The sequence below is a fragment of the Cellulomonas xiejunii genome, from assembly GCF_024508315.1.
GTDB classification, from domain to species: domain Bacteria; phylum Actinomycetota; class Actinomycetes; order Actinomycetales; family Cellulomonadaceae; genus Cellulomonas; species Cellulomonas xiejunii.
Window position 1 is genome coordinate 4,113,770 of sequence record NZ_CP101987.1, and the last position, 14,079, is coordinate 4,127,848.

9 protein-coding genes are annotated in these 14,079 nt (G+C 66.5%); 1 reads left to right on the forward strand and 8 read right to left on the reverse strand.

Annotation, left to right across the window (positions count from 1 at the left end; all coding sequences use genetic code 11):
• Positions 1–326 precede the first annotated feature (326 nt).
• From NP048_RS18960 to NP048_RS18985, 6 genes are all read right to left on the reverse strand, one after another.
• Positions 327–1,151, reverse strand: a complete 825-nt coding sequence (locus tag NP048_RS18960) for an immunity 26/phosphotriesterase HocA family protein (protein ID WP_227576873.1) — start codon at positions 1,149–1,151, stop codon at positions 327–329.
• A gap of 31 nt (positions 1,152–1,182) precedes the next feature.
• Positions 1,183–1,533 (reverse strand): GIY-YIG nuclease family protein, encoded by a 351-nt coding sequence (locus NP048_RS18965; protein WP_227576874.1) that lies wholly within the window; start codon positions 1,531–1,533, stop codon positions 1,183–1,185.
• A 124-nt stretch (positions 1,534–1,657) separates the two neighbouring features.
• Entirely contained in the window at positions 1,658–5,386 is a 3,729-nt protein-coding gene (locus NP048_RS18970; protein ID WP_227576875.1) for a hypothetical protein, read from the reverse strand.
• A gap of 446 nt (positions 5,387–5,832) precedes the next feature.
• Entirely contained in the window at positions 5,833–6,432 is a 600-nt protein-coding gene (locus tag NP048_RS18975) for a hypothetical protein (RefSeq protein ID WP_227576876.1), read from the reverse strand.
• Between the two features lie 744 nt (positions 6,433–7,176).
• Positions 7,177–7,896 carry a DinB family protein gene (locus NP048_RS18980; protein WP_227576877.1) on the reverse strand — a complete coding sequence of 240 codons (720 nt, stop codon included), beginning with the start codon at positions 7,894–7,896 and terminating at the stop codon, positions 7,177–7,179.
• A 429-nt stretch (positions 7,897–8,325) separates the two neighbouring features.
• Entirely contained in the window at positions 8,326–8,904 is a 579-nt protein-coding gene (locus tag NP048_RS18985; RefSeq protein WP_227576878.1) for a uridine kinase family protein, read from the reverse strand.
• 1,041 nt (positions 8,905–9,945) lie between these two features.
• On the opposite strand from NP048_RS18985, the gene NP048_RS18990 reads away from it, so the two are divergent.
• Positions 9,946–11,010: a DUF3644 domain-containing protein gene (locus NP048_RS18990; RefSeq protein ID WP_227576879.1), complete on the forward strand. Its 1,065-nt coding sequence runs from the start codon at positions 9,946–9,948 to the stop codon at positions 11,008–11,010.
• Positions 11,011–11,211: 201 nt separating this feature from the next.
• Here the strand turns inward: NP048_RS18990 and NP048_RS18995 are convergent, their stop codons facing one another.
• Complete coding sequence (locus NP048_RS18995; RefSeq protein WP_227576880.1) at positions 11,212–12,015, reverse strand: hypothetical protein; 804 nt, start codon at positions 12,013–12,015, stop codon at positions 11,212–11,214.
• A 498-nt stretch (positions 12,016–12,513) separates the two neighbouring features.
• Positions 12,514–13,902 (reverse strand): Shedu immune nuclease family protein, encoded by a 1,389-nt coding sequence (locus NP048_RS19000; protein ID WP_227576881.1) that lies wholly within the window; start codon positions 13,900–13,902, stop codon positions 12,514–12,516.
• Positions 13,903–14,079 lie beyond the last annotated feature (177 nt).

The following is a 14,079-nucleotide window of genomic DNA, read 5'->3' on the forward strand; positions in this document are numbered from 1 at the left end:
CCTCGCACACGAACGGCAGCTGTGACAGGAGCAGGTTCGTCACGTCCTGCCGAGCATCGCTCCGAATCAGCGGGACGATCGATCAGCTTGACGATCACCACCCGGCCGTTGCAGACCCGGACGGCCGTGCTACCGACGATGAAGCCCTGCCCGGGGACGGCCGGTGGGCAGGGCTGGCGCTCGACCTGCCCGCGCGCGGCGGCGCGCCGGGCTCGGCCGTCCGCGGCGGAGAGCTGCTCTTCCTCGCCCTCGCGACGTGCGCCACCAACGACGTCTACCCGGAGGGCCGTGGGAATCGTCCTGACCTGGCGGTCCTCGGCGCGTGCTCACTCGTGCGGTCTGAGGGTCCACTCCTGGTCACCGGCGCGGACCAGCAGGTGCAGCCCGGGTGTGCGAAGCGGGCCCACGAGCTCGAGGACCCGGTCAGCCAGCCGTCGGCCGTCGGGACCGTAGACGCTGATCTCGGTCTCGTCCCGTGACCGCATCGCGCCGTCCACCTCGCCGACGTCGGGCGCGAGCCCGAGCATCAACGTCATCTCGACGATGTCGCCCACCGAGCGCCCACGCCCCGGTACGACGACGACGACACGGTCGGACGGAGGCTCGGGCGCCGGGGGCGGTGCCGCGCCCGGCGGCACGGGCGTCGGGTTGTCCCACCACGGTTGTGTGCGCAACGGGACGAGCGCGTTCGCCCGCACCTGGTGCAGGAGCCACCGCTCGAGCGCCACAGCGCCCATCACGCCACCGTACTGGCGTCGGCCGAGCTCGCTGAGGGGTGCGTGGAAGAAGTGCACCCGGCGCAGCTGGTCGTCGACCAGGTCCACCCGCACCTCACGTCCTTCGGGGTAGACGTCACGCAGGTCCGTCTCGAACTCCGGGGTCTTCCACCTGCTGCGGTCGACGTCGCCCGCGCCGCCGAGCAGCGGCCACGGGTCACCGATGTGCAGCCCCGAGAACCTCTGTGCCAGCAGCGCGTCCCCCGGTTCGAGATCCGCCAGCTCGGCGCGCGTGGGCAGCGTCGGTCGCGGGGCGAAGACGTAGCCGAGCACCCCCTGCGGCGGCGTGTGGAACACGACCCGCCCCGGGGCGAACGTGCCGTTGGCGAGAGGGATCGCGAACCAGTCCCCGACCCGGTATGCCGCTGCGCTCACGCGGCCCATCGTGCCAGCAACCAGGCCGCGCTCAGCACGTCGCCTTCCACAGGTCCACGAGCTTCTCGCGCAGCGGCCGAGCGGGATTGAGCCGCGCCATCGGGCGCTGACCGTTGAGACTGCCCTTGGCCTGCGCTGTCCGGATGTCCACGTCCCCCCACTTCGCGTTGAAATGGTCCTGCTCGAGTCCCCGTCGGACGTTGCGGTTGTCCGCCTGGTGGACCTCTCGGAACACGAGGCCCCTGTACCTCGGGTCCGCCTGGTGCTCCCGCTCGCGGCGCGCGAAGTCGTTCGTCTCCCCGACGTAGCGGACGACCTGGGTGACGGCGTCGTAGAGCTCGTAGACCCCCGCCTTCCCGCTCTTGGAGCAGAGGTTGGTCACAGCTGAGCGTCGTACGCTGACCGGCTGGGCCGGTCCGGCGAGCCGGGTCAATGTGCGGCGACATCGACCCCGTCACCACCAAGATCGGCCAGCCTGCACACACCTTCCGACACCCTCCCGACGCTCATCGCACGCGGTAGATTCGCAGTTCAGCGGCCGTGAGAATGTGGCGGACCGGATCAATGTCGCCGCACATCACCGTCCCCATGGGCGGGTTACGGCGGTAACCGCCGATCGTGCAGAAGAGGTTCGTTGAAGGGTTAACTTCGGTCACGATCTCGACGTGCTTGCCCCATGCGGCGATATCACCGCGGGCCGCGTCCACGTTGTCGATCCGACGCAGCCGGGGGTGCAACCCCTTCCAGATCTCGTTAGCCGACCAGTACTTCCGGTCCGACCGCAGCGACAGGATCCCGTCACGGAACAAAGCTTCACCTACGTAGAGGTTGCAGCTGTTCGTGTCCACGGAACCGCCACCCTGGTAGACCGCGACGTGGCCGCCGGGCCACTTCGCGTACGCGGCCTTGACCTTCGCAAGTCCGGCCGCGTTCGGATTGAGCGTGTTCGCATTGAACCCGCCCAAGCTTCCGAGCACCATCTTCGGCGTGGAGCCCAGCGCGTTCCATCGCGCCGCCGTCGTCGGCGCCGGTACAGGCATCTTCACCGCGCCGCGGAGTTGGGCGTTCTTGGACCAGTAGAAATCCTGGGCTGGCTTGTCGTTCGGCATCCATTCCTCGCCCTGGAACCGCTGGTACGACTCCATCAGGACGGCGTCGCGGCCCAAGTCGAAACCTCGATCCCGCAGCGAGGGACGTTCCGGCGGTCGATCCGTGCTGCCACCGGACCCAGTTGCGCTACCGGTCTGCCCGAGCGCCGTGGACAGCATGGTGCCAAGGAGGCCCCCGACACCGCCACCACCGCCGATCGCCTCGAACGTCTGCTTCTCCTGGTTCATCGAGCCAGCGGACGGTCTGTCGCCGACGCCGGGCGCCCCGCTACCGCGTGATCCAACTGCGCCGGACCCGCTGGTTCCCGGTTCCCCTGAGCCTCTCCCGCCAGCGTCAGATTCTTCGCCACCCGCCCTCGCAGCACCGCTGGCACCCGCCTCTGCGTCACGGCGGTCGATGTCACGGGCGTGATTGAGTTTCGCTCCCTGCCCGGAGAGTCCACCCAGGTTGGCCGCCTCGCCGGCGAGCGACGCACCACCGGTGAAGTACGCCGCGACAACCTTCGCGGCTAGTTCGGCGACCTTCGCACCTAGCTCGGCGGCGACCGCTGCGTTCTCACCTGCCTGGGCTCCCGCCGCGGTCGCACCTTGCTGCGCCGCCTCGAGGCCGGCGCGGACGAGCCCGATCGTCCCCGCAAGCCCGCTCATATCGCGGAACATCGACCCGTTCTGGATCGCCGAGAGCACCGCGGTCATGCCCTGCGGGTCGGGGGCCGCGGGAGCGTTGACGATGTTGAGGACGGGCTGGCCGAGTTGCCCGGGCACCGTCTGGTCCGGCTCCCCACGCGAACCGGTCGCAACCGGCGCGATCTCGGGCGCCGTGATGGGGATCGGCGAGTCATGCCAGTTCCAGAACCGCGTCAGGTCAAGCTTCTCCGCGGAGTTGAACCGGCCGAGCACCGCCTCGGCGAAGACCCCGCCGCTCGGTACCGGAACGAGATCCTCGCGGGTTGGGCCCAAGACGATCCCGCGGTCGTCGAACCAGGCCTTCGTCGCGGCACTCGACTCCCCAGAGAGCCGAAACACCAAGTAATTTGCCGCAAGCGTCACCGGGACCGGGTCTACCAGGCGCGTGAGCGAGGCCGGGCCGTTCCCGAGGTCGACAACGGCGTCCGCGAGGAGCGCCCCGATCTCCGCAGGGCTGAGCGAGCGCCAGATCGCCTGGCTGTAGTGGAGCCGGTTGTCCTCCACGTGCCGCTGGAGCTGAGGTGTCGCCATCGTCGGCGCCAGTGAGAACAACGGGACGGGAGCGTGCCCTGGCACGACCTGCACCGGGAACTCGACCGGCCAGAACGGGCCGTCGATGCTCGGAAGTGCCGAGAGCGCATACGTCTTGACCCGGATGATGCCGGCGAAGCCCGCCGCGTCATCGGCCCTGATTGCGGACACCTTGCGCACCTCGGTGAGTCGCTCACCGAACAATCGCTCGCTCGCGGAGCGGGCCCCCTCCGCGACGTGGCGGGCACCCTGGTTAGGCGAGTTGCTTTCGTCCAGCTCGAGCGGGAGGCGGACCACCTCACCGTCGGACATCTCAACGGCAAGGGCTGTGAACGGTCCGTCGAGCACCACGTCGGAGAACGGAAGATCCGTTGGAAGGTTGAGGACATCGTCGTCGGCGTCGCCGATCGAGGTGCCGAGCGTCTTGGCCGCCCATGCGAGGCGCTCGGCGTTCCACCGCCCGGAGCGGGTGGTGGACCACATGCCGATGCGACCCGGCGGGGCGACGGCAAGCGCGCGGACCCGCGGGACGAGACCGGCCGCGGCGATCACGGCTCGGTATCGCTCGAGCACGTGCGGCGTGAACGTCACGAGCGCGAGCGGCAAGTACAGGCAACGCACTGCCCGGGTGAGTTCGAGCACTGAGCGGTACAACTGTACGACCTCGTAGTATTGGACCGTGAGGGCGTGCATGTGGTTGTAGTTGGTCAGAGTACGGGTCGAGATCTTTTCGCTCTCCGACTGTGAAACTTCCCGGACGATCGAAGCGCGCCGGCTGCGCTCAAGGTGCGATGCCTGGTGTGTGCTGTCTGCGATCTGCTGACTGGCGTCGGCGTTGATGGACCGGTCCCCGCTTGAGGTCGACCACGCCGTCCCGAAGCTTGTCGAGTTCGACTGACCGAAGGACGTGCCGCGGGTCGAGACGCTGGGCGACGGGGCCAGGAGGTTCGGCACGTCGATGCCGGCGTTGCCGGTCGCCTCGCCGTACTGGGTGGCATGTGCGAAGTTCATCGCTGTCGATTGACCCGTCTGGGTCTCCTTTGCCACGGCGTTGGTGATCTCCGTTATGGCGCGGTTGCGCACGAGGTCGGACTCGAGTCGTTCCCCTTCGACGATCTCTTCGCTCGCAGACGTGCCCGTCCGCCGCGACCAGTCGACCATGGCGATCCGGGTGCTCTCGCCGGGGCCGAGCGCCACGCTGTGGATGAGGCTCCCCAGCGCGAGCCCTTTCGCGAACCACGACTGCGTGTACGTGAGGATCGCACCGACGCCCGGGCGCTGGAAGCCCTCCCCTACGAGCGTCGTCACGTCCCGTGGACCAGTCGCTCCAACGTCCGTCCCCGTCGCAACAGCACTGCCGGTGAGCTCCTCGGTGAACGTCAGAACCTCGTACTGGACGCGCTCGGTCGGGTAGGCGCCGTTGGTGGGCAGTAGGTCTTGCGGCGCCTCATCAATCGCGTCGGTCGGGGCGGCGCCATTGACCGACGCGAGGAGAAGGCGGCTCGCGTGGTAGGGCGCCCACGCAGCGAGGTCGTGGACCGTCAGCGTCCCAAGGGCCCGGCCCAGCGCCGCCAGCTCAGTGCGGGTGGCGGAGCTCGCGAGTACGTCGAGAGGCTGCCCGGGTAGCTCGTGCACCGGGACGTCGTGCGCTTTGCGGAGGATGTCCCGAGGAAGGGCGGTGTCGTGCTCCGCGGCGGCTCGGCAGATCTGCACCGCGTGTGCGAACAGGAGGGATCGGGCGAGGTCTGCCACAGTGAGGACCGAGCACGCCGCGAGCGCGATGACGGCGTCGCTGGTGACCCCGGTAAGCACGTCTGGCGGCGAAGCGAGCGCCGCTTCGGCGGTCAGCTGACGGTGGGCGAACCGCAGGGAGTACTGGTTTGGCACCAAAGGGAACACCTCGACCACCCCGCTCTTGCCCCGCGGTGTGCGGGCAGTCGAGGAGCGGGGTCTGCACAAGATCCTCTGCCCCGCACTCCGCGCGAGCAAAGGAGCGGACTCGGATTTGCCCGATCGGGCACCAAACCGTGCCCCTGGCGGTCGGCGGCCCTCAGGTCGCCGCTGGCCATGGGTAGTCAGACCGACCGTCGACCCGATCCAGTCGAACGAACTCTTGCCTCGTCGACCACACCGCGTCCCGACTCATCACGTACTTAGAGTATCGACGCCCGATTCTTTAAAGTATCTTCCACTCGACACGATAACTGTCGAGATGCGACGCAGATCGACCGACCCCGTGCGGGCTGCTTTGACCGACAGGGCACTCGGCGCCGCCGTCGGTCAAAGTACGGAGGACCCGCCACCCTGTCACAGGCACCAGGCGCGGTAGCCGTTGGCCCTTACGTTCAGCCGGGTCAGGCGCCGCGGGCAGGCGGCGGCTCGAACACGACGCGATCTCGGTCGGGGTCGTAGCGCGGTGCGAGCACGCCCGCCTCGTCGGAGAGGGGCTCCGCGCCCACCACGCTGAGACGGGTTCCGCGTACCAGGACCGCCTCGAGCGCCTCGACGTCGACGGGGGTCGCGCCCTCCAGGGTGATGTCGGTGTGCAGGCGGTGGATGGCGCCGGTGTCCCGGTCCACCAGCGCCCGTTCGAGCACCTGTGCGGCGCGTGTGCTGGAGATCGAGTCGCGGCGGTCGTGCACGATCCCCGTGGCGGCGGTGGCCGCCCGTGACACGCGGATGTTGAACGTCAGCTCGCTGATGCCGTCCGCCCAGCGGGAGTTCGAGGACCCGTATCGGTGAGAGCCCCACTGGTCGGCGGGGATTGCCTCAGTGATCCAAGCGTCCACCTCGGGCCGGATGAGGTTGTCCCGGGCGGGAAGCTCGGCCCGGAACGCGGACACCGCGATGGTCGCGACCACGTCGGTAGGCAGGAAGCGCACCGTCGTCGACTTGTAGTAGTTGTCGGAGTCGGTGACCCCGGCGAGCCAGACGGTCCACAGCACACGTGACATCGGTGCCCCCTGCGGCCGCTCTCGCGTGCCCCTCACGCGGGGTCGGCCGTCCGCCCAGGTCTAGCAGAGCGCAACGTCGGCCGCACCCGGATGTGGCCGGGGCCGGGGACCGAGCGCGCTGCCGGCCTCGCGCACCACGTGCGCGTGGCCGGTGCGCTTCGGCGCCGGACGAGGACCAGCTGGACAGGCGTCGTCCTGCGCACCAGGCCCAACACCCTCGCCCCTGGCGATCAGTACAAGCTGCAGCAAGCCGTCCCCGCCGGGGAACGCCCGCGTCCCGCACTGGAGCCGGTCACCGTGCAACGGCGCGCCTCGGCCACCGGCGTGATCGTCGTCGCGGGACAGAAGATCCCCCTCGGTCGAGTCCATGCCGGCACCACAGTCACCGTCCACGCCGTCGAGGCGACGGTCGCGATCGAGTTGCCCGACCGAGAGCCCAGGGTGGTGCGCCGCACCAACACCACGCCGTGCGGTCGATCAAAGGACATGCCCCACGCACCGCTGAGACCTCCGCGGCCTGAAAGTACGTCGCCGAGCGGATGGCAGGACCGTCCAAGCGTCCTCCTGCGGCTGCTAAGGCTTGAAACCCATTCGTCGCCATGCCCTCGCGGATCGGTTGCAAATTTCTAGCGAAGGCTCCGGATACTCGAGAGGTACCGCGGCCGGCTCTGGGCCCAACAACTCGCCACCGCGCAGACGGTCAGCGATGCCCGCATCCGCAAGATGCTCAGTCGGTAGCCCGCCCTACTGAGCGTCCTGTGCCTCAATCAGGTCGAGGTCACGGACGCAGAAGCGGTAGTGCTCGAACGTCTCGTTGAGCACCGTGCCGAGGCACTGCCGCACCAAGCGGCCCCGGGCATACGGCGGCCAGACATCGCCGTCGGGCACCGGAGCTCGCGCTGCGAGCTGATCAGCGGTGACCTCGTCGAGCCAGGCCTCGAGCTCGGCTGCCTGTGCGTCACGCACGCTCACGATCTCGTCGAGGGCCGGATCGAGCGAGAGGTCAAGCCCGTGCGCTCCACGGTAGGGCTCGACGGTCGGCCCGATGCCCATCGGCGTGAACAGCTCCGTCGAGCCCAGGCAGCAGCGGCGGAACCACGAGTCGTGGACGAAGACCAGGTGGCGCATCGTCTGCACCGCCGACCACTCGTCGTTCACGCTGCGGCGCTCGATGCCGGGCGTACGGCGGAGTCGCTCGATCGTGGCGGCCCAGCCGGCATGGAGCTGACGCGATGCCTCGCGCAGATCGGCAGGGTCCTCGGAGCGGATCAGCACCCGCACCGGATGACGCCGGTCGAGCTCTGCCTCGACGTACTCGGTGACCTCGACACCGTTCACCACGAGGTTGGTGATGAGCCCGTCGATCACGGCATCCTGCATGACGACGCCGATCAGGCGTGCCCCGGTCAGATCGCACTCGCGGAACTCCGCACCGTGCAGATCCTCGTCGATGTACCGCGTCATGCTCCGCACACTAGGTCCGAGCACCGACAAGCCAGCCACGACAGGAGCCGTGGGAGGACGAGCAACACGAGGACGACGGCGACGACGTCGAGATGTGGGTGGTTAATGGTCCCGGGTACGGGCCACGACTGCCCCTCGGCACGATCCTGGCGCGGATAAGCGGCGAGCCCGCAGCTGTCGGACTGGCCGTACTTAAAGTATCCCGGCCGTGTTTTCAAACTATCCTGCATCTCGACAACACGTGTCGAGATGCAGGACAGATCGACCGGCGTCAGGCGTCGTACTTTGACCGTCCAGCCGTCCGGAGGGGTGTGCGGGCAAACTACGTCGGTTCATCCGCGCCGTCATGGGCAGCCTGGTGGTGATGGGGCTCAGGGAGATCCTCACCGCGCCCTTCCCGCAGCGGCCGCCGTACGGCGGTGGCTGTGGTCAGGCGCCCAGGACGCGCATGGCCGCCGCAGAACGGGGGTCGTAGGTAGCCACATAGTGGTCCTCCGCAGCGACCCACCGAGCAATCCACTCATCGGCGTTCTCGCCGCGTTCGACCTGGCGCTGCAGGCGGGTCTCTGCAGATGCGTCCACCCACACCGCGATGTCGACGAGGTCGAGAAGTTGAGGCCGCAGGGTGTACACGCCCTCGACGAGGACGACATCAGGCATGGGCATCTCGACCCACCCGCCCATCTCCTCGAGTACCCAGTCGTATCTCTGGTAGCGCAGCGTCGGGTCGCCTCGGCGTACAGGCTCGAGAACCTCGCTCCGCAGCCGCTGCCAGTCGAAGTACCGCTGCACACCGGCAGCGGGAGACAGCGCGGCACGCGTGCAGCTGTCCATGTCGCGGTAGAAGTCATCACCCTCGACGACGACTGCACCGGCGAGCAGAGGGACGCCAGCTCGGGCGAACGTGGACTTGCCGGCCCCGCCCTGACCGTCGATACCGACCAGGACGGGACGGCAGGGCACGGCGGCGACAAGCGCGTGGAGCTCCGCTGCCGCGCCGTCTCTCACTGAGCTCCTATCGGTTGAAGCGGCGGCCTGGTCCTACCAGCGGCGACGACGAGCGCACCGATCGACTGACGGGTTCGCGCGCCCGGTCCGCGCAACGCGCGTTTCCGTGATCCGGCATCCGCCGCAGCCGCGCAGCTCGCATACGACCAGGCCGGGCGTGCCGCGCAGCAACTAGTCAGACTACCGACCCCAGGGAGTCAAGGTGTCGTGCATCTCGACAACAACTCGACACAGGAGCGGTGTCGACTTTCGCGCGCCGCTGAGCGACGTCCGCGAGCTTCTTCCGGACCTGAGCCGATGTCGCCAAGCCGCCTCCTCGTTGTCCCCCTGCTAGGGCCTGGCGGACCCCAACTACTCGCACGATGTCGTGGCGGTGGCACCCACCTGCCCAGCGCTACTTACGAAACGTATCCGTACGATCGCGAAAACTAGGCTGCACGTCGACAACACGACAAGCGGAATGTCGACGTGCAGCGCAGACTGCGCGGACACGCCGCTGCACTTTGCGCGATCTCGGGCGTTTCGCGGGAGTTGCGAAAGGTAAGTCGACCGCCACCGCACAAGCGCGTGTCGCACCAGAGACGCTCGACGCGTCCGAGGATGACATCGACGGCCGCCACCGCGGCCAACAGGTCCTGGTAGACGTATCCCCGGTGGGCGAAGTTCAGATCACTAATGACTGCATCGAGGTGGACGTCCGGGGGCTGTTGGGGACGATGGCTTCGTGAGAGGAAGCATGTCGGCCATGCCACGCACAATATCCGGCCCGAACACGCCAACCACTCCAGTGCGCCTTACAGGTTCCCCGAGCCCGATCAGCGCGAGCGTGTAGCACCGCGGTCGGAGACAACCGCACTGGCGCGCCTCCCGCAAACGGTCAGCGTCCCAGGCCGTTGCTGGATCGACAGGAGTGCCGGAGCACGCCTGCGAGGCCCGCGGGCCGGAGTACGACTGCGGCAGCAGGTGACTCTTTCGCGATCTACTGGGCGTGTCGTGCTGGAAACAGCGCACTTCGCGCGGCCGAGTCGGCAGTCTGGGCATATGGCGCGCCCACCTGCATGGAGACACACGCTCGACGAGGCGAGACGACAAGCTCTCGTCGCCATCGACTTCTACAACCGCCCCGGCGATCGTCGGAGCTTTGGCGACTTCATTGTTCACATCCACCTTGCTTGGCAGAACCTCCTCCACGCCGACCGAATGCGCCGCAACGCCGAGATTTTCTACCGCGAGTCAGGTGGACGTCGGCTGTTCAAGCGCAACCCCGACGGTTCGAAGAAGACCTGGGACCTGGCTCAATGCGTCAGGCACGAATTCAAAGACGCCAGCCCGATCAGAGCGAACGTCGAGTTCTTCATCGGCCTACGCAACCACGTCGAGCACCGCTTCCAGGACTCAGTTTTGGTCGCGACCGCTGCTGAGGCGCACGCTTGCATCATCAACTTCGAGGCCGAGCTGGTGCGCAGGTTCGGCAACCGCGAGACGCTCGGTAGCGAGCTCAAGTTCCCGGTGTTCGTCCAGTCCCTCAGCCCATCTCGATACGAGGAGCAGCGCGATCTCAGGCGAGGTCTGCCCTCTGCCGTCACTAGCTACATCACCGAGTTTCAAGCGGGACTTGGCGATGAGGTTCGAAGTGACGAACGCTTCGCGTACCGCCTCTTGCTCCTGCCGATGAAGGGCCCCAAGACCGAAGCAGACCTGGCGCTGAACTTCGTTCGTCAGGACGAACTGACAGCAGAAGAGCTGCAAGCACTCCTCGGGCAACAGGGCAGCGTGATCGTCGCGGAGAAGTATCGCGAGGCGATCCACGGGGAGGAGATGCTGCCGAAGGAAGCTGCCGCAGCTGTAGAGCAGCGCATCCCCTTCGAGTTTAGAATGCACGACTTCACCGTGATCCGGAAGGCTTGGCAGATCGGGCCGGCGAAGTCGGGCGACAAGGCTCAGCTACCCAAGTCGGACGGCTTCTGCCTGTACTCGCCAGCCTTCAAGCAGTTCGTCTACCGGCCCAAGCTCGTGGAGCGCATGGCGGAGGCTCTTAAGACCGCGGAGTCGTACCAGCAGTTGCTAGGTCGTGCGCCGACCCCGAAGCCCTCGTCTTCGGCGTGAGGCATGGCCACTCGGGCGGGCGACGTCGTCGTTTCGTATCGAACTGACCCGGACATGGTCAGGCACTCGGGTCGTCACGCCTCGGACTGGAGTCGAGCCGACCGGTGCATGCTCACGGGTGTCGCCTCGAGCACGTGGTTGACCATCGTCGCGAGGAAGGTCGCGGGCGACAGGTTGGCCGGTGTACGGATGCCGCCGACGCTAGATCCTGCTCATGAATGGGATAAGCGGCGGGATAACCTCATTGACGATGTGCAGACCGATTCGGCGCCCGATCCCCTCAAGTTGACCGCTCCAGGCTCCGCCAGACTCCGCAAGCACGACGGTCGACGACCACATGCCCCGCGCCCGTGCCTCCTGGAACAAGTCGTCCGGGTGCACCTCAATGACCTGGTCCTCACCAGGCGCAACCTTGAGTTTGTACCGGCGCATGTCCGGTGTGATGACGAGACCCTCGACGTCGCCACGATGAACGAACACGACGTTGCCACTCTTGCTTAGGGTGGCAACGTTGAGGAGCCGGTGCTTGTCACGGTTATTCAGTTCTAACAAGTCAAGTAGCGGGTGCTTGCGCCCGTCGGGTGATGCTGCCTGCGAGGTCGCGTACGGTTGGAGACCGTCGATCACTCGGCGAACTTGCGAAGTCAATCCTGGCGCAACGTCCACCGTGCCGCTCTTTGGTCGCGCCTCCCTGATTGGAAACATCGTGGACCCCGGACCGCCATCAATGGGTATTAGCCCAGCTGTAACGACAAGATTGCGAGCGATGTAGTCGAGGATCGACCTGTAGTTGTTGAGAAGATCCCCAAAAATTGCACTGGTGATTGGAGGCGGCGGATCGACGTGTGAGCGAACGAGATACGCACACTTCTCCGGAATAGGGGTTACCTCAGTTTTCGACTTGTTACTCGCCAAGTAATCCACACAGATGTGACTAAGTTCGTTGAGCAGTTGCGCGGATCGCTCGAGCCTGATCTCGACATCGACTGGTAGTGGTGACGGCATGAGAACACCCTAGAGCTCCTGATGCGCAGCCGGTAGCATGACGAGAGCACCGGACACCCGTGTTCTGACTCGATCTGGGCACGACACGCCTCCAAAACACCCAGCGGGGCGAGGGTGAGGGTGCACGCCAACTCGCCCGTAGAGCGCGCCGGTCGCCGTTTGACCGAAGGCCGCCATCCCGCCTCGTGCCCGACGATCGAATTACCTTAGAGTCAATTCGGCGCGCGGTGAGCGGAGCGACCGCAACAGCCGGCGGCGGTTGCGGTCGAGATGCACGGAACACTGACTGCCGCTAAACGACCTACTTTGACCGGCACCACCCCATATCGGGACTTTGGTCAAAGTAACGACGGCGCAGTCCCCCGACCTTCGGCGCCGCCGCCGACGGCCACGCGACGGGCGACGTCCTTGAGGGTGACGGCGAGGCCGTCGGCAGAGAGGAGCTCGCTCGCGCCGTGAGCAGCCACGCCCAGCTCCGGGCGACCTACCGGGCGAGACCTACGAGATCGCGGGCGATCCGGCTCGACGATCGGCCGCGAGGAAGTCTCGGAGGTTCTTCAACTGTTCGAGGATCTCGTCGTATGTGACAAGTTGCACCCCAGCAAGGTGCTCCCTGTATAGGTCGAACGATTTCTTCTTGTCGTGGGTGTCGAGTTCGCTGGCTCGACCTGCAACGACGAAACAACGAGGGGAGCTGGTCACCCAGGAAGTTCGGCCCGTCCGGGACTTGGTGGCGAGCTCGTTCCGAGTCAGTTCTCGCGCCTGGTCAAGCACCTGCGTTAGGGCTTCGCTTATCTCCGACTGAACCCCATATACGCGCGCGCGGTACGGGCGTCGCTTTAGCAACTTCGTGCTGGGCCTCTTGATCTCGACCAACGCCGCGTTGTTCGTCATCGAGTTCTGAAAGAGGTAGTCGGCAATCTTTTTGCCCTTGGGGCGGTTGTCGCCCGACCCGATCGCGACCTGCGCGTCAACAAATATCGTCGGACCGCCGAACAGGAGTTGGAGTGCAAAGATGTTCTCTTCGAAGAACGTCTGCCACCATTGCTCGGGATGCCTCGCGTCAAGGGCAACCCGGTACGCCTCAATCAAGTGGTCAAGGTTAGCTAGTTCCACTTCGCGCTGCAGGGCGACCATGCGAGCCGGGGCGACACGAGCCGCTTCGGTTACACGGCTCGAGACCGCCTCCGCCAGAGAGGCCACGACCTCCTCGGTCACCTCCTCACGGTCAAGGGCGGCCCCAGCGATGAACCTGCTGTCCACGTGCCGCCCGTATGCGTACCTGACCGGTTCCACTCGCAGATACTCAGCCAACTGATTGTGGCCGTAGGCGCGGCGGACACGCAGCGACGCGTGGTCGCCGCGCGACTTGATCCTGCGGAGTTCCGCCACGAGCGCGCCAAACCACGCGAGCCCAAGCGTGAACGTCTCACCATCGACGGCCGGGGTCTGACCGCCATCCACGAACCGCATCTCGATGCACGCCGTGTGCTCCTCGATCAGGCGGACGAGCCAGTCGTGCTCGTGCGCCAACCCAAGTCCGTACTCCAGGTCCTTGGTGAATCCTGAGGGGAGATTCTCTAGGACGTCATGCACATCCCAGTACTCGTAATCGAGGTCGACGGGGAGGGTGATCTTCTCGATCGTCGAGTACTTCGGGCCGAGAAAGTCGTCGCTCCAATGCCGGGTGTCCGTCGGATAGATTGCTAGACGCCCACTGGAAGGACTTATCTCCAGGAGCTTGACGCCGTCCGCAAGTCGGGACGCCGCCGGGGAGCCAGATTCCGGAGTGGAAAGTGGGACGAAGCACACCTGCGTGATCCCATCGCTGGTCGTCCGTATCTCCGAGGACCCGCGCTCACCCGGCTCCGCTCCGAATCGAGCCATCGGCGATCCCTCAGCTCTCTTGGGCTACGACACCCGATGGAGGACACACGGCCTGGTCAGGGGCGATAGTGAACAGCCGTCGCCGAGAGTAGCGCAGCGGCGTCCCGCTCCCGTGCAGGATCGTGACGCCGAGGCGGACGACCAGGCGAGACCGTGACGACGACTGAGCTACCGCTC

What these genes read in the sequence shown, in the direction of transcription:
- NP048_RS18975 (WP_227576876.1), bottom strand. Translation starts at nt 6,432, where the DNA reads ATGTCACGTGTGCTGTGGACCGTCTGGCTCGCCGGGGTCACCGACTCC.
- NP048_RS18980 (WP_227576877.1), bottom strand. Translation starts at nt 7,896, where the DNA reads ATGACGCGGTACATCGACGAGGATCTGCACGGTGCGGAGTTCCGCGAG.
- NP048_RS18990 (WP_227576879.1), top strand. Translation starts at nt 9,946, where the DNA reads ATGGCGCGCCCACCTGCATGGAGACACACGCTCGACGAGGCGAGACGA.
- NP048_RS18995 (WP_227576880.1), bottom strand. Translation starts at nt 12,015, where the DNA reads ATGCCGTCACCACTACCAGTCGATGTCGAGATCAGGCTCGAGCGATCC.
- NP048_RS19000 (WP_227576881.1), bottom strand. Translation starts at nt 13,902, where the DNA reads ATGGCTCGATTCGGAGCGGAGCCGGGTGAGCGCGGGTCCTCGGAGATA.